We start from the raw sequence: 16,613 nt of genomic DNA, 5'->3' as shown, positions 1-16,613 counted from the left end.
AGGGAGATAGGTGCATTTGGGAAGGAAGTCCAGTTTTTGTTTGGGGATTGGGGTAAGATAGTTGTTATCAGATGAGTTTATACTCTTCGAAAATCAAATTCAAACCACGTCAACGTTGCCTTGCCGTAGGTATGGTTACTGACTTCGTCAGTTCTATCCACAACCTCAAAACAGTGTTTTGAGCTGACTTCGTCAGTCTTATCTACAACCTCAAAACAGTGTTTTGAGCAACCTGCGGCTAGTTTCCTAGTTTGCTCTTTGATTTTCATTGAGTATTAGGAAAAAGGAGATGAATATGAAATTTTGTAAACGTCACTATCGTCCGCAAGTGGATCAGATGGACTGCGGTGTAGCTTCATTAGCCATGGTTTTTGGCTACTATGGTAGCTATTATTCTTTGGCTCACTTGCGAGAATTGACCAAGACAACCATGGATGGGACAACGGCTTTGGGCTTGGTCAAGGTGGCAGAGGAGATTGGCTTTGAGACGCGAGCAATTAAGGCGGATATGACGCTCTTTGACTTGCCAGATTTGACCTTTCCTTTTGTTGCTCATGTGCTTAAGGAAGGAAAATTACTCCACTACTATGTGGTGACTGGGCAGGATAAGGATAGCATTCATATTGCCGATCCAGATCCTGGGGTGAAATTGACCAAACTGCCACGTGAGCGTTTTGCGGAAGAATGGACAGGAGTGACTCTGTTTATGGCACCTAGTCCAGACTACAAGCCTCATAAGGATCAAAAGAATGGTCTGCTCTCTTTTATCCCTATATTAGTGAAGCAGCGTGGCTTGATTGCTAATATCGTTTTGGCGACGCTCTTGGTAACCGTGATTAATATTGTGGGTTCTTATTATCTGCAGTCTATCATTGATACCTATGTGCCAGATCAGATGCGTTCGACGTTGGGGATTATTTCTATTGGTTTGGTCATCGTCTATATCCTCCAGCAGATCTTGTCTTATGCTCAGGAGTATCTCTTGCTTGTTTTGGGGCAACGCTTGTCGATTGATGTAATTTTGTCCTATATCAAGCATGTTTTTCACCTGCCTATGACCTTTTTTGCGACACGTCGTACAGGGGAAATCGTGTCTCGTTTTACGGATGCTAACAGTATCATCGATGCGCTGGCTTCGACCATTCTTTCGATTTTCTTGGACGTGTCAACGGTCGTCATTATTTCCCTTGTTTTATTTTCACAAAATACCAATCTCTTTTTTATGACTTTACTGGCGCTTCCGATCTATACAGTGATTATCTTTGCTTTTATGAAGCCGTTTGAAAAGATGAATCGGGACACCATGGAAGCCAATGCGGTTCTGTCTTCTTCTATTATTGAGGACATCAACGGTATTGAGACTATCAAGTCCTTGACCAGTGAAAGTCAGCGTTACCAAAAAATTGACAAGGAATTTGTGGATTATCTGAAAAAATCCTTTACCTATAGTCGAGCAGAGAGTCAGCAAAAGGCTCTGAAAAAAGTTGCCCATCTCTTGCTCAATGTCGGCATTCTCTGGATGGGGGCTGTTCTGGTCATGGATGGCAAGATGAGTTTGGGGCAGTTGATTACCTATAATACCTTGCTTGTTTACTTTACCAATCCTTTGGAAAATATCATCAATCTACAAACCAAGCTTCAGACAGCGCAGGTTGCCAATAACCGTCTGAATGAGGTTTATCTGGTAGCTTCTGAGTTTGAGGAGAAGAAAACGGTCGAGGACTTGAGCTTGATGAAGGGAGAGCTGACTTTCAAGCAGGTTTCCTATAAGTATGGCTATGGTCGAGACGTCTTGTCGGATATCAATTTGACTATTCCTCAAGGCTCTAAGGTGGCTTTTGTGGGGATTTCAGGGTCAGGTAAGACGACCTTGGCCAAGATGATGGTTAATTTTTACGACCCAAGTCAGGGAGAGATTAGTCTGGGTGGTGTCAATCTTAATCAGATTGATAAAAAGGCTCTGCGTCAGTATATCAACTATCTGCCTCAACAGCCCTATGTATTTAACGGAACGATTTTGGAGAATCTTCTCCTTGGAGCCAAGGAGGGGACGACTCAGGAGGATATCTTACGGGCGGTTGAATTAGCAGAGATTCGGGAGGATATTGAGCGCATGCCACTGAATTACCAAACAGAATTGACTTCGGATGGGGCAGGGATTTCAGGTGGTCAGCGTCAGAGAATCGCTCTGGCGCGTGCTCTCTTGACAGATGCGCCGGTCTTGATTTTGGATGAGGCGACCAGCAGTTTGGATATTCTGACAGAGAAGCGAATTGTCGATAATCTTATGGCTTTAGACAAGACCTTGATTTTCATTGCTCACCGCTTGACCATTGCTGAGCGGACAGAGAAGGTTGTTGTCTTGGATCAGGGCAAGATTGTCGAAGAAGGAAAGCATGCTGATTTGCTTGCACAGGGTGGCTTTTACGCCCATTTGGTGAATAGCTAGAAAGAGGAGAGGATGAAACCAGAATTTTTAGAAAGTGCGGAGTTTTATAATCGTCGTTACCATAATTTTTCCAGTCGGGTGATTGTACCCATGTCTCTTCTGCTCGTGTTTTTGCTTGGATTTGCAACATTTGCAGAGAAGGAGATGAGTTTATCCACTAGAGCGACTGTTGAGCCTAGTCGAATCCTTGCAAATATCCAGTCAACTAGCAACAATCGTATTCTTGTCAATCATTTGGAAGAAAATAAGCTGGTTAAGAAGGGAGAACTGTTGGTTCAATATCAGGAAGGGGCAGAGGGTATCCAAGCAGAGGCCTATGCCAGTCAGTTGGACATGCTCAAGGATCAAAAAAAGCAATTGGAGTATTTGCAAAAGAGCCTGCAAGAAGGGGAGAACCACTTTCCAGAGGAGGATAAATTTGGCTACCAAGCCACCTTTCGCGACTACCTCAGCCAAGCGGCTAGTCTTAGGGCTAGTACATCGCAACAAAATGAGACCATCGCATCTCAGAATGCAGCAGCTAGCCAAACCCAAGCCGAAATCGGCAACCTCATCAGCCAAACAGAGGCTAAAATTCGCGATTACCAGACAGCTAAGTCAGCTATTGAAACAGGCGCTTCCTTGGCCAATCAGAATCTAGCCTACTCTCTCTACCAGTCCTACAAGTCTCAGGGCGAGGAAAATCCGCAAGCTAAGGCACAAGCAGTTGCGCAAGTTGAAGCGCAGCTTTCTCAGTTAGAATCCAGTCTTGCTACTTACCGTATCCAGTATGCAGGTTCAGGTACCCAGCAATCCTATGCGTCAGGCTTAAGCAGTCAATTGGAGTCCCTTAAGTCCCAACACTTGGCTAAGGTTGGTCAGGAATTGACTCTTTTAGACCAGAAAATCTTGGAGGTGGCATCAGGCAAGAAGGTTCAGGGAAATCTTCTAGACAAGGGGAAAATTACGGCGAGTGAGGATGGGGTGCTTCATCTTAATCCTGAGACCAGTACTTCTACCATGGTAGCAGAAGGTACCCTACTAGCCCAACTCTATCCATCCTTGGAAAAAGAAGGGAAAGCCAAACTTACAGCTTATCTAAGTTCAAAAGATATAGCAAGAATCAAGGTCGGTGATTCTGTTCGCTATACGACGACTCATGATTCCAAGAATCAACTTTTCCTAGATTCTACTATTACCAGCATAGATGCGACAGCTACTAAGACTGAGAAAGGGAATTTCTTTAAAATTGAGGCGGAGACTAATCTAACTTCGGAGCAGGCTGAAAAACTTCGGTATGGGGTGGAAGGTCGCCTGCAAATGATTACGGGCAAGAAAAGTTATCTTCGTTATTATTTGGATCAATTTTTGAACAAAGAGTAATGTTCGTATTTTTAGAGTTAAATGATTTTTAAACTGTGAGAAAGATTCTTCTTGCAGTTTTTTCTTTACAATTTTTGAAGTTCATCTGCTATTTATTCGTTTAAATTCTTGTAATTTTAGGTTTTTTATGGTAGAATGTGCTCAAGTAATACGAAAGGCGAACTTTAAAATGTCAAAACAATTGATCTATTCGGGAAAAGCTAAAGATATCTATACAACTGAGGATGAAAATCTTATTATTTCAACTTACAAGGACCAGGCGACTGCTTTCAATGGTGTTAAGAAGGAGCAGATTGCGGGCAAAGGAGTTTTGAATAATCAGATTTCATCTTTTATTTTTGAGAAATTAAATGCGGCTGGTGTGGCGACTCACTTTGTGGAGAAACTTTCAGATACAGAACAACTCAATAAAAAGGTTGAAATCATTCCTTTGGAAGTCGTGCTACGCAACTACACGGCTGGTTCCTTTTCAAAACGTTTTGGTGTAGATGAAGGAATCGCATTTGAGACTCCGATTGTTGAATTTTACTACAAAAATGATGATTTGGATGACCCATTTATCAATGACGAGCATGTGAAATTCCTACAGATTGCGGATGACCAGCAAATCGCTTACTTGAAGGAAGAAACTCGTCGTATCAATGAGCTCTTGAAAGCTTGGTTTGTTGAGATTGGCCTTAAATTGATTGACTTTAAGCTAGAGTTTGGTTTTGACAAGGATGGCAAGATTATCTTGGCAGACGAGTTTTCACCAGATAACTGCCGTTTGTGGGATGCGGATGGCAACCACATGGATAAGGATGTTTTCCGTAGAGGATTGGGAGAGCTAACAGACGTTTATGAAGTTGTCTGGGAGAAGTTGCAAGGTTTGAAATAATCTGTTTGCAACGGAAAACCTTCGTCTCTCAACTAAAAGGACTCAGGCTGAAAAGGTCCCCCAGACCTTTTCACTCCGTAGAGGATTGGGAGAACTAACAGACGTTTACGAGATTGTTTGGGAAAAGTTGCAAGAACTAAAATAACAACCTCAAGGTCGTTGGGGATATTGCAAGAGCTGAAATAAAGGAATAAGAATTGATGGATAAACGTATTTTTGTTGAAAAAAAGGCTGATTTTCAGGTCAAATCAGAGAGTTTGGTTAGAGAACTCCAGCATAACTTGGGAATTTCAAGCTTGAAAAGTATTCGTATTGTGCAAGTGTATGATGTCTTTAACTTGGCTAAGGACCTGTTTGCGCCTGCAGAGAAACACATCTTCTCTGAGCAGGTGACAGACCACGTCTTGGACGAAGCGGCTGTGCAGGCGGATCTTGCTAACTATGCTTTCTTTGCCATCGAAAGCCTGCCAGGGCAGTTTGACCAGCGTGCGGCTTCTTCACAGGAAGCCTTGCTTTTACTAGGAAGTTCGAGTGATGTAACGGTTAATACAGCCCAACTTTACTTGGTGAATAAAGATATTGATGCGACTGAGTTGGAAGCGGTCAAGAACTACTTGCTCAATCCAGTTGATTCTCGTTTCAAGGACATCACGACAGGGATTGCCAAGCAGGAATTTTCAGAGTCAGACAAGACCATTCCTAAATTGACTTTCTTTGAAAGCTATACAGCAGAAGATTTTGCCCGCTACAAAGCCGAGCAAGGGATGGCAATGGAAGTGGATGATTTGCTCTTTATCCAAGACTACTTTAAGTCAATCGGGCGCGTGCCGACTGAGACGGAGCTTAAGGTGTTGGATACCTACTGGTCTGACCACTGCCGTCACACCACTTTCGAGACTGAATTGAAACACATCGACTTTTCAGCTTCTAAATTCCAAAAACAATTGCAGTCAACCTATGAAAAATATATTGCCATGCGTGATGAGTTGGGGCGTTCTGAAAAACCACAAACCTTGATGGATATGGCGACTATTTTCGGTCGTTATGAGCGTGCTAATGGACGTTTGGACGATATGGAAGTGTCTGATGAAATAAACGCCTGCTCAGTAGAAATCGAAGTGGACGTTGATGGTATCAAGGAACCTTGGCTCCTCATGTTCAAAAATGAAACCCACAATCACCCAACTGAGATTGAACCATTTGGTGGGGCGGCAACTTGTATCGGTGGAGCCATTCGTGATCCGTTGTCAGGTCGCTCATATGTCTACCAAGCCATGCGTATCTCGGGTGCAGGTGATATTACAGCACCAATCTCTGAAACGCGTGCTGGTAAATTGCCACAACAGGTTATTTCTAAAACAGCGGCTCATGGTTATTCTTCATATGGTAACCAGATTGGGCTTGCAACAACCTACGTTCGCGAGTATTTCCACCCAGGATTTGTAGCTAAACGCATGGAGCTAGGTGCTGTTGTTGGTGCGGCTCCTAAGGGCAACGTCGTCCGAGAAAAACCGGAAGCGGGTGATGTCATTATCCTTCTTGGTGGTAAGACTGGACGTGACGGTGTCGGTGGTGCGACAGGTTCTTCTAAGGTTCAAACAGTTGAGTCTGTGGAAACTGCTGGAGCTGAAGTTCAAAAAGGGAATGCTATCGAAGAACGCAAGATTCAACGCCTTTTCCGTAATGGCAATGTCACTCGTCTTATCAAGAAATCTAATGACTTTGGGGCAGGCGGTGTCTGTGTGGCTATCGGTGAATTAGCAGACGGTCTTGAAATCGACCTCAACAAAGTACCTCTTAAATACCAAGGATTGAATGGTACTGAAATTGCCATCTCTGAATCTCAAGAACGGATGGCTGTTGTGGTACGTCCAGAAGACGTAGATGCCTTCGTTGTAGAATGTAACAAAGAAAATATTGATGCTGTTGTTGTGGCGACAGTGACTGAAAAACCAAATCTTGTCATGCACTGGAATGGTGAAACGATTGTCGACTTGGAACGCCGTTTCCTTGATACCAATGGTGTGCGCGTAGTTGTCGATGCTAAGGTTGTGGACAAGGACGTCAAACTTCCAGAGGAGCGTACAACAAGCGTAGAAACACTGGAAGCAGATACCCTTACCGTTCTATCTAACCTCAACCATGCGAGTCAAAAAGGTTTGCAGACCATCTTTGATTGCTCTGTTGGTCGTTCGACGATCAATCACCCACTTGGCGGTCGCTACCAACTCACACCAACTGAGGCTTCTGTTCAGAAATTGCCAGTTCAACACGGAGTGACTCATACGGCGTCAGTTATGGCCCAAGGTTTCAACCCTTATGTAGCAGAATGGTCTCCATACCACGGTGCTGCCTATGCGGTGATCGAAGCGACAGCTCGTTTGGTGGCTGCTGGTGCCAACTGGTCTAAGGCTCGTTTCTCTTACCAAGAGTATTTCGAGCGCATGGACAAACAAGCTGAGCGTTTTGGTCAGCCAGTAGCAGCTCTCCTAGGCTCTATCGAGGCACAAATTCAGCTTGGTTTGCCATCTATCGGTGGTAAGGACTCTATGTCTGGTACCTTTGAAGAATTGACAGTACCGCCAACCTTGGTTGCCTTTGGGGTGACGACGGCAGATAGCCGTAATGTGCTCTCTCCTGAGTTCAAGGTTGCTGGTGAAAATATCTACTACATCCCAGGTCAAGCCCTCTCTACAGAGATTGATTTTGACTTGATTAAGTCTAATTTTGCTCAGTTTAAAGACATCCAAGCTGGTCACAAAGTGACATCTGCTTCAGCTGTCAAATATGGTGGTGTGGTTGAAAGTTTGGCTCTTGCTACTTTTGGGAATCATATTGGTGCAGAGGTAACCTTGCCTGAACTTGGAAGTTCTTTGACAGCTCAGCTAGGCGGATTTGTCTTCACATCTCCTGAAGAAATCGCTGGAGTAGAGAAGATTGGTCAAACGAAAGCCAACTTTACACTTCTTGTCAACGGTGTGAAGTTAGATGGACACAAACTTGACAATGCCTTCCAAGGAAAACTGGAAGAAGTTTACCCAACAGAGTTTGCCCAAGCCAAAGAACTGGCTGAAGTACCAGCTGTGGCATCAGATGTTGTGATTAATGCCAAAGAAAAGGTTGAAAAACCTGTGGTTTATATCCCAGTCTTTCCAGGAACCAACTCAGAATATGACTCAGCTAAGGCATTTGAAAAAGAAGGTGCAGAGATCAACTTGGTACCATTTGTGACCTTGAATGAAGAAGCTATTGTCAAGTCAGTTGAAACCATGGTTGACAATATCGGCAAGGCTAACATTCTCTTCTTTGCAGGTGGATTCTCAGCTGCGGACGAACCAGATGGATCAGCCAAGTTTATCGTCAACATTCTGCTCAATGAAAAAGTGCGTGCAGCGATTGATGGCTTTATCGCTCGTGGTGGCTTGATTATCGGTATCTGTAATGGATTCCAGGCTTTGGTCAAATCAGGTCTTCTTCCATACGGAAACTTTGAAGATGCCAGCAGTACGAGCCCAACCCTCTTCTATAATGATGCCAACCAACACGTGGCTAAGATGGTGGAAACCCGGATTGCCAATACCAACTCGCCATGGTTGACTGGGGTGCAAGTGGGCGATATCCACGCTATTCCTGTTTCGCACGGTGAAGGGAAGTTTGTCGTGACGGCTGAGGAATTCGCTGAACTCCGTGACAATGGACAAATCTTCAGCCAATATGTTGACTTTGATGGAAAACCAAGTATGGATTCTAAGTTCAATCCGAATGGTTCTGTCCATGCCATCGAAGGAATTACTAGCAAGAATGGTCAAATCATCGGTAAAATGGGACACTCAGAACGTTATGAAGACGGTCTCTTCCAAAACATCCCAGGAAATAAAGACCAGCACCTCTTTGCATCAGCTGTTAAATATTTTACTGGGAAATAAGACTAGAACTGACTATAACGATTGGTGTGTTTTGAGAAGTAAAATGAAAGTTTGTGAAGTATTTGAATAAATTAATTGATATACCTGATATTGAAAAAAAGATTCAATTGAAAAAATTATTATCTAGAGAGATGAGAGTAATGAAGGAGGACTTAAAGCCAAGAAAGTGTTTACTTTGTGATAAAGATACTACAAGTTTCTGCAATTCTCACACCATTCCACAGTTATCGTTAAAAAAAATTTCTGATTCTGGCATGTTAACACAAGCTGGTTATTTAATAGGGAGCGATCTGTTAGATAATGATAAGGGAGTAAGCAAATCGGGAACGATACAAATTATTTGTCGTAAATGTGATTCATTCTATTTTCAGGAATATGAAAATGAAATGAATCTTACGTCTTATCCTAGCGATAAAATGTTGTCACAAATTGCATTGAAAAATTTCCTTTTAGAATTAGTTAGAAGGAGGGAGGAAAAATATCATTTTGAAAAAATAATGTCTGATAAGACGATTAAGAAAGCTTTATACTTAAGAATACCTGAGATTTCTAATAAAACATTAGAGAATACATCTCAAAAAATAAAAGATCTTCATAATTCTTTTGATTATGATATTGAAGATTTTCAAAATGAAATTTTACTCCATAAAACTGCTATTGAAGACAATCTTAAAGGAGCATATCAAATTATTTTTCATGAGGTGCTCCCCTATAAGACACCGATAGCGTTTCAAGGCTCATTAACGTTGATTAGAGATATGTATGGATATCCAGTGAATGATACGAGTAACCATTCAAAAAATAATCGTATTCAGAAGTTGCATCTAGCTATCTTACCGTTAAAAGAAAAGACGATGGTGCTAGCTTTTTATCATAAAAGGGATAGGAAATATAAATCTCTAAAAAGTCAGTTTAATAGTAGCGATCGATTGAAGAAACTGGATTTTCTTAATTATTTAATATTTGCTTACACTGAAAACTATTACTTTAGCCCGACAATTAAAGAAAAAATTAGAACTAATGAGAAGCTTGTGCTATTGAGTCAAGAACTGTTTGGTAAACCTAATTTGGGTCAGTGTGTAGGAGTTGATAGTTATAAGAGAGTCGAGCCAGATGAAATTCCTAATTTTCTTTTAGAAGAGTGGGCTATAATGTAAAAATAAAAGGTATAAAAAATGACATACGAAGTAAAATCTCTTAATGAAGAATGTGGTGTTTTCGGTATCTGGGGACATCCAGATGCTGCTAAATTGACCTATTTTGGTCTCCATAGTCTTCAGCACCGTGGTCAGGAGGGGGCAGGAATCCTCTCCAATGATCAGGGGCAATTGAAGCGCCATCGTGACATGGGACTTTTATCAGAAGTCTTCAGAAATCCTGCTAATTTGGATAAATTGACGGGAACTGGTGCGATTGGGCATGTGCGTTACGCGACTGCTGGCGAAGCTTCTGTAGATAATATCCAGCCTTTCCTCTTCCGTTTTCACGATATGCAGTTCGGATTGGCTCATAATGGCAATCTGACCAATGCAGCTTCTCTCAAGAAAGAACTGGAACAAAGAGGAGCGATTTTCAGCGCGACTTCGGACTCGGAAATCTTGGCTCACCTCATTCGTCGGAGTCACAATCCGAACTTGATGGGCAAAATCAAAGAAGCGCTCAGCCTTGTCAAAGGTGGCTTTGCCTATATCTTGCTGTTTGAGGACAAGTTGATTGCGGCTCTTGACCCCAATGGTTTCCGTCCGCTTTCTATCGGGAAAATGGCCAACGGAGCGGTGGTTGTTTCATCTGAAACCTGTGCTTTTGAGGTTATTGGTGCTGAATGGATTCGTGATTTGAAGCCAGGTGAGATTGTGATTATTGATGACAAGGGAATCCAGTATGATAGCTATACGGATGATACTCAGCTCGCGATTTGCTCTATGGAGTATATCTATTTTGCCCGCCCTGATTCTAATATCCACGGTGTCAATGTCCATACGGCTCGCAAACGTATGGGTGCCCAATTGGCGCGTGAATTCAAGCACGAGGCGGATATCGTAGTCGGTGTGCCCAATTCTTCACTCAGCGCAGCCATGGGCTTTGCGGAAGAATCCGGTTTGCCAAATGAAATGGGTCTCATCAAGAACCAATACACCCAACGTACCTTTATCCAACCGACTCAAGAATTGCGGGAGCAAGGGGTGCGGATGAAATTGTCTGCAGTTTCTGGTGTTGTCAAAGGCAAGCGTGTGGTTATGATTGATGATTCTATTGTACGTGGAACAACCTCTCGTCGGATCGTTCAGCTCTTGAAAGAAGCGGGTGCAACTGAGGTTCACGTTGCTATTGGTAGTCCAGCGCTAGCTTATCCATGCTTCTACGGGATTGATATCCAGACCCGTCAGGAGCTGATTGCAGCCAATCATACGGTTGAAGAAACGCGTCAAATCATTGGTGCGGACAGTCTGACCTATCTTTCTATTGAAGGTTTGATTGATTCGATTGGTATTGAAACAGATGCGCCGAATGGTGGTCTTTGTGTCGCTTACTTTGACGGTGACTACCCAACACCTCTCTATGACTATGAAGAAGACTATCGTAGAAGTTTAGAAGAAAAGACCAGTTTTTACAAATAGACAATAGATCCTCCATTAAAGAAAAGGAAAATAAAAATGCTTATGCTTCACGTCTCACTACTGACTAAAAGCTAAAGCATTTGTCAGTAGACGCTTTGTCCTATAGGATCAAAGCTAGAGCCCTGACTAGTATTTTTAGATAAAATAATTGTTTATCTAAAAATACGTCGCAATCTTCTCAAAGAAAAGGAATAAATAAATGACAAAAAATGCTTATGCCCAGTCGGGTGTAGATGTTGAAGCGGGTTATGAAGTTGTTGAACGGATTAAAAAGCACGTGGCTCGTACGGAGCGTGCAGGTGTCATGGGAGCTCTTGGTGGCTTTGGTGGCATGTTTGACCTTTCAAAGACTGGGGTTAAAGAACCCGTCTTGATTTCAGGAACTGACGGTGTCGGAACCAAGCTCATGCTGGCTATCAAGTACGACAAGCACGATACCATCGGTCAGGACTGTGTAGCCATGTGTGTCAATGATATCATTGCTGCGGGTGCGGAGCCCCTCTATTTCCTCGACTATGTGGCGACAGGGAAGAATGAACCAGCTAAACTAGAACAAGTAGTCGCTGGTGTTGCAGAAGGCTGTGTGCAGGCTGGTGCTGCCCTCATTGGTGGGGAAACGGCTGAAATGCCTGGCATGTACGGCGAAGATGACTATGACTTGGCTGGTTTTGCGGTCGGTGTGACTGAAAAATCTCAAATCATTGACGGTTCAAAAGTGGCAGAGGGAGATGTTCTTCTCGGACTTGCTTCAAGTGGGATTCATTCCAATGGTTACTCTCTCGTCCGTCGTGTCTTTGCGGATTACACAGGTGAGGAAGTCCTTCCAGAATTGGAAGGCAAGCAGCTCAAGGAAGTTCTTCTTGAGCCGACTCGTATCTATGTCAAGGCTGTCTTGCCACTCATTAAGGAAGGGTTGGTCAACGGCATTGCCCACATCACAGGCGGTGGCTTTATTGAGAATGTCCCTCGCATGTTTGCAGCTGACTTGGCAGCTGAGATTGAAGAAGACAAGGTTCCAGTGCTTCCAATTTTCAAAGCCCTTGAAAAATACGGTCAGATCAAACATGAAGAAATGTTTGAAATCTTCAATATGGGTGTGGGACTTATGTTTGCAGTTAGCCCTGAAAATGTAAGTCGTGTCAAGGAATTGTTGGATGAACCAGTCTATGAAATTGGTCGTATCGTCAAGAAAGAAAACGAAAGTGTCATCATCAAATGAAAAAAATAGCGGTTTTTGCCTCTGGTAATGGCTCAAATTTTCAGGTGATTGCGGAACAATTTCCAGTAGAGTTTGTCTTTTCAGACCATCGTGACGCCTATGTGCTCGAGCGGTCAGACAAGCTTGGCGTTCTGTCCTATGCTTTTGAACTCAAGGAGTTTGAGAGCAAGGCAGACTATGAAGCAGCCCTTGTTGAGCTCTTGGAAGAACATCAGATTGACTTGGTTTGTTTGGCGGGTTATATGAAAATCGTCGACCCAACCTTATTGGCGGCTTATGAAGGTCGAATCATCAATATCCATCCAGCTTACTTGCCAGAATTTCCAGGAGCTCATGGGATTGAGGATGCTTGGAATGCTGGCGTCTCTGAGAGTGGTGTGACCATTCACTGGGTGGACTCTGGAGTGGATACAGGAAAGGTCATCAAACAAGTCCGTGTACCACGGCTAGCTGATGATACCATCGACAGTTTTGAAGAACGGATTCATGAAGCGGAGTATAAGTTGTATCCGGAAGTGCTGGATAGCTTGGGAGTGGAGAGAAGGTAAGAAGTAAATCAAGTTTTGATTGTGCAATATTGCTAGGAGAAAAAATGATTGAGATAAAATTAGTAGATGAGAGCAGTTTTCAGGCAGTGCTGGATTTGAAAATATCTGAAGCTGATGAACGAGCACGTTTCGTGTCTCCAAATGTACGCTCTTTAGCTGACGCATGGCTCTACCGAGAGAATGGGGATGTGTTTCCAATGGCAATTTATTGGAATGAGCTTGTAGTTGGTTTTCTCCTGTTGGAAATAGATAAGGATGAAGCGGAATACTTTATCTGGCGGATAATGATTGGTCAGCAGTACCAAGGAAGAGGTTATGGTCGAAAAGCCTTGGAAGTTCTAATCAAAAAGGCTCAGATGGATATCGCTTGCAATCATATTATCGCAGATTATGTGGTTGGAAATGAAAAAATGAAGCACCTGTTGACTAGTTTGGGTTTTCAGGAAACAGGATTTATAGAAGGAAATAACGAAGTCGCTATGCGCTTGGATCTAAAGAAAGAGGAATAGAATGACGAAAAAGGCCTTAATCAGCGTCTCAGACAAAGCGGGCATTGTTGAATTTGCCCAAGAACTTAAAAAACTTGGTTGGGATATCATCTCAACAGGTGGGACCAAGGTTGTCCTTGATAATGCCGGGGTGGACACAATTGCCATTGATGATGTGACTGGTTTTCCAGAGATGATGGACGGTCGTGTCAAGACCCTTCATCCAAATATCCACGGTGGTCTTCTTGCTCGTCGTGACCTTGATAGCCACCTTCAAGCGGCTAAGAACAATAATATCGAATTGATCGACCTTGTTGTGGTCAATCTTTATCCATTCAAGGAGACTATTCTCAAACCAGATGTGACTTACGCTGACGCGGTTGAAAACATCGATATTGGTGGCCCATCAATGCTTCGTTCAGCAGCGAAGAACCACGCTAGCGTAACAGTTGTAGTAGACCCTGTTGACTATGCTGTGGTTCTTGACGAATTGGCAGCAAATGGTGAAACGACTTACGAAACGCGTCAACGTTTGGCAGCCAAAGTTTTCCGTCACACAGCGGCTTATGATTCCTTGATTGCAGAATACTTCACAGCTCAAGTGGGTGAAAGTAAGCCTGAAAAGTTGACCTTGACTTATGACCTCAAGCAAGCCATGCGTTACGGTGAGAACCCTCAACAGGACGCGGATTTCTACCAAAAAGCTTTGCCAACAGACTATTCGATTGCTTCAGCCAAACAGCTCAATGGGAAAGAATTGTCATTCAATAATATCCGTGACGCTGATGCGGCCATTCGTATCATCCGTGATTTTAAAGACCGTCCAACCGTTGTGGCTCTCAAACACATGAACCCATGTGGAATCGGTCAGGCTGATGACATCGAGACTGCTTGGGACTACGCTTATGAGTCTGACCCAGTGTCTATCTTTGGTGGGATTGTTGTTCTCAACCGTGAGGTGGATGCTGCGACAGCTGAGAAGATGCATGGTGTTTTCCTCGAGATTATTATCGCACCTAGCTATACGGATGAGGCGATAGCTATTTTGACCAACAAAAAGAAAAACTTGCGTATCCTTGCCTTACCATTTGATGCTCAAGATGCCAGCGAAGTGGAAGCTGAATATACTGGTGTGGTCGGTGGACTTCTGGTGCAAAATCAAGATGTGGTGAAAGAAAGCCCAGCTGACTGGCAAGTGGTGACAAAACGCCAGCCAACTGAGACAGAAGCGACTGCTCTTGAGTTCGCTTGGAAGGCTATCAAGTACGTCAAATCAAACGGTATTATCGTGACCAATGACCACATGACACTTGGCGTTGGCCCAGGTCAAACTAATCGTGTGGCCTCTGTCCGTATCGCCATTGACCAAGCTAAAGACCGTCTGGACGGTGCGGTCCTTGCTTCGGATGCCTTCTTCCCATTTGCGGATAATGTGGGAGAAATCGCCAAAGCAGGTATCAAGGCTATCATCCAGCCAGGTGGATCGGTCCGTGATCAGGAATCCATCGAAGCTGCGGATAAATATGGCTTGACCATGGTCTTCACAGGCGTGAGACATTTTAGACATTAAGAATATAAAGGAAAGAAAACAGTTTCTTTCCTTTTTTGGCTTAAAATGCTAAGTGAAACAAGATTAAAACGAACGATTATGGTATAATATTAGTAAATAATTCGCAAAAGAGGTTGAAGAATGAAACTGCTTGTTGTCGGTTCGGGTGGTCGTGAACATGCGATTGCTAAGAAGTTGCTTGAGTCAAAAGAGGTAGAAAAGGTTTTTGTTGCTCCTGGAAATGATGGGATGACTCTGGATGGTCTGGAATTGGTAAATATCTCTATTTCCGAACATTTTAAATTGATTGACTTCGCAAAGGCCAACGATATTGCTTGGACCTTTATCGGTCCAGATGATGCCCTTGCTGCTGGTATTGTGGATGATTTTAACCAAGCTGGTCTCAAAGCCTTTGGTCCGACAAGATTGGCGGCAGAGCTGGAGTGGTCCAAGGATTTTGCCAAGGAAATCATGGTCAAATACGGCGTTCCGACAGCAGCCTATGGCACATTCTCAGATTTCGAGGAAGCTAAGGCCTATATCGAAAAGCAGGGGGCTCCTATCGTGGTCAAGGCGGATGGCTTGGCGCTTGGGAAAGGTGTCGTTGTTGCTGAGACAGTCGAGCAAGCGATCGAAGCAGCTCACGAGATGCTATTGGACAATAAATTTGGTAACTCAGGTACGCGTGTGGTTATTGAGGAATTCCTTGAAGGAGAGGAATTTTCACTCTTTGCCTTTGTCAATGGTGATAAGTTCTACATCATGCCAACAGCTCAGGACCACAAACGTGCCTATGATGGCGACAAAGGGCCTAACACGGGTGGTATGGGTGCCTATGCGCCAGTTCCACACTTACCACATAGTGTAGTTGATACAGCGGTTGAGACTATTGTCAAGCCAGTCCTAGAGGGCATGATCCAAGAAGGGCGTCCATATCTGGGAGTTCTTTATTCGGGGCTTATCTTGACAGCTGATGGACCTAAGGTCATCGAGTTTAATGCTCGCTTTGGAGATCCTGAAACCCAGATTATCCTGCCTCGTCTTACCTCTGACTTTGCACAAAATATTACGGATATTCTGGATAGCAAGGAGCCAAATATCACTTGGACAGATAAGGGTGTGACTCTGGGTGTGGTTGTCGCATCCAACGGTTATCCGCTAGACTATGAAAAAGGTGTCAAGTTGTCAGCCAAGACAGAAGGCGACATCATCACCTACTATGCAGGGGCTAAGTTTGCGGAAAATAGCAGAGCGCTGCTATCAAACGGCGGACGTGTCTATATGCTCGTCACCATAGCAGCTACCGTCAAAGAAGCCCAAAACACTATCTACCAAGAACTTGACAAACAAGACACAGAAGGCCTCTTTTACCGAACTGATATCGGAAGCAAGGCAATTAAGTAAAGATATAAGAATAACGCGACGAAGTCGCCAAATACGATAATGGTCGCCGTGGTGAAAAGACCAGAACAGTTTCTGTTCTGGTCGGGGAAGCTTTGAGACCTTAGGCTCAAAGTTTAGTAATGAAACCGAAGGTTTGCTGCCGTCCCTCACAACTTAAGGTGATTGTTGAAAAA

Annotated in this window: 11 protein-coding genes and 1 pseudogene; all 12 read left to right on the top strand. The window is 43.6% G+C overall.

Annotated features, from left to right (window positions below; all coding sequences use genetic code 11):
• The first annotated feature begins 295 nt into the window (after positions 1 to 295).
• Positions 296 to 2,449 (top strand): peptide cleavage/export ABC transporter ComA, encoded by a 2,154-nt coding sequence (comA, locus tag D8855_RS07260; RefSeq protein WP_125416753.1) that lies wholly within the window; start codon positions 296 to 298, stop codon positions 2,447 to 2,449.
• A 12-nt stretch (positions 2,450 to 2,461) separates the two neighbouring features.
• Positions 2,462 to 3,811 (top strand): competence pheromone export protein ComB, encoded by a 1,350-nt coding sequence (gene comB / locus D8855_RS07255; protein WP_125416751.1) that lies wholly within the window; start codon positions 2,462 to 2,464, stop codon positions 3,809 to 3,811.
• Positions 3,812 to 3,980: 169 nt separating this feature from the next.
• Positions 3,981 to 4,688, top strand: coding sequence for a phosphoribosylaminoimidazolesuccinocarboxamide synthase (gene purC, locus D8855_RS07250; RefSeq protein WP_125416749.1), 708 nt, complete (start codon positions 3,981 to 3,983; stop codon positions 4,686 to 4,688).
• 76 nt (positions 4,689 to 4,764) lie between these two features.
• Positions 4,765 to 4,833: pseudogene (locus D8855_RS11050) on the top strand (phosphoribosylaminoimidazolesuccinocarboxamide synthase); the annotation flags it as partial.
• A gap of 55 nt (positions 4,834 to 4,888) precedes the next feature.
• Positions 4,889 to 8,614 carry a phosphoribosylformylglycinamidine synthase gene (locus D8855_RS07240; RefSeq protein ID WP_125416747.1) on the top strand — a complete coding sequence of 1,242 codons (3,726 nt, stop codon included), beginning with the start codon at positions 4,889 to 4,891 and terminating at the stop codon, positions 8,612 to 8,614.
• Positions 8,615 to 8,667: 53 nt separating this feature from the next.
• Positions 8,668 to 9,771 (top strand): hypothetical protein, encoded by a 1,104-nt coding sequence (locus tag D8855_RS07235; RefSeq protein WP_049552332.1) that lies wholly within the window; start codon positions 8,668 to 8,670, stop codon positions 9,769 to 9,771.
• Positions 9,772 to 9,789: 18 nt separating this feature from the next.
• Positions 9,790 to 11,232 carry an amidophosphoribosyltransferase gene (gene purF / locus D8855_RS07230; RefSeq protein WP_125416745.1) on the top strand — a complete coding sequence of 481 codons (1,443 nt, stop codon included), beginning with the start codon at positions 9,790 to 9,792 and terminating at the stop codon, positions 11,230 to 11,232.
• Positions 11,233 to 11,431: 199 nt separating this feature from the next.
• Positions 11,432 to 12,451 (top strand): phosphoribosylformylglycinamidine cyclo-ligase, encoded by a 1,020-nt coding sequence (purM, locus tag D8855_RS07225; protein WP_125416743.1) that lies wholly within the window; start codon positions 11,432 to 11,434, stop codon positions 12,449 to 12,451.
• Positions 12,448 to 12,999 carry a phosphoribosylglycinamide formyltransferase gene (gene purN / locus D8855_RS07220; RefSeq protein ID WP_125416741.1) on the top strand — a complete coding sequence of 184 codons (552 nt, stop codon included), beginning with the start codon at positions 12,448 to 12,450 and terminating at the stop codon, positions 12,997 to 12,999. Before purM ends, purN begins: the two co-directional genes overlap by 4 nt.
• 44 nt (positions 13,000 to 13,043) lie before the next feature.
• Positions 13,044 to 13,508, top strand: coding sequence for a GNAT family N-acetyltransferase (locus D8855_RS07215; RefSeq protein ID WP_049486706.1), 465 nt, complete (start codon positions 13,044 to 13,046; stop codon positions 13,506 to 13,508).
• A gap of 1 nt (position 13,509) precedes the next feature.
• Complete coding sequence (purH, locus tag D8855_RS07210; protein WP_125416739.1) at positions 13,510 to 15,057, top strand: bifunctional phosphoribosylaminoimidazolecarboxamide formyltransferase/IMP cyclohydrolase; 1,548 nt, start codon at positions 13,510 to 13,512, stop codon at positions 15,055 to 15,057.
• Between the two features lie 120 nt (positions 15,058 to 15,177).
• Positions 15,178 to 16,440 (top strand): phosphoribosylamine--glycine ligase, encoded by a 1,263-nt coding sequence (gene purD, locus D8855_RS07205; RefSeq protein ID WP_125416737.1) that lies wholly within the window; start codon positions 15,178 to 15,180, stop codon positions 16,438 to 16,440.
• Positions 16,441 to 16,613: the final 173 nt, after the last annotated feature.

Origin of the sequence: Streptococcus mitis (assembly GCF_003942685.1) — a bacterium.
Taxonomy (GTDB): Bacteria; Bacillota; Bacilli; order Lactobacillales; family Streptococcaceae; genus Streptococcus; species Streptococcus mitis_CD.
This window is presented reverse-complemented; position numbering and strand designations above follow the sequence as displayed.

Bases quoted from the DNA above. Each gene is read 5' to 3' on its own strand.
- purD (WP_125416737.1), top strand. From the start codon at position 15,178: ATGAAACTGCTTGTTGTCGGTTCGGGTGGTCGTGAACATGCGATTGCT.
- purF (WP_125416745.1), top strand. From the start codon at position 9,790: ATGACATACGAAGTAAAATCTCTTAATGAAGAATGTGGTGTTTTCGGT.
- purN (WP_125416741.1), top strand. From the start codon at position 12,448: ATGAAAAAAATAGCGGTTTTTGCCTCTGGTAATGGCTCAAATTTTCAG.
- purH (WP_125416739.1), top strand. From the start codon at position 13,510: ATGACGAAAAAGGCCTTAATCAGCGTCTCAGACAAAGCGGGCATTGTT.
- comB (WP_125416751.1), top strand. From the start codon at position 2,462: ATGAAACCAGAATTTTTAGAAAGTGCGGAGTTTTATAATCGTCGTTAC.
- comA (WP_125416753.1), top strand. From the start codon at position 296: ATGAAATTTTGTAAACGTCACTATCGTCCGCAAGTGGATCAGATGGAC.
- purC (WP_125416749.1), top strand. From the start codon at position 3,981: ATGTCAAAACAATTGATCTATTCGGGAAAAGCTAAAGATATCTATACA.
- D8855_RS07240 (WP_125416747.1), top strand. From the start codon at position 4,889: ATGGATAAACGTATTTTTGTTGAAAAAAAGGCTGATTTTCAGGTCAAA.
- D8855_RS07215 (WP_049486706.1), top strand. From the start codon at position 13,044: ATGATTGAGATAAAATTAGTAGATGAGAGCAGTTTTCAGGCAGTGCTG.
- purM (WP_125416743.1), top strand. From the start codon at position 11,432: ATGACAAAAAATGCTTATGCCCAGTCGGGTGTAGATGTTGAAGCGGGT.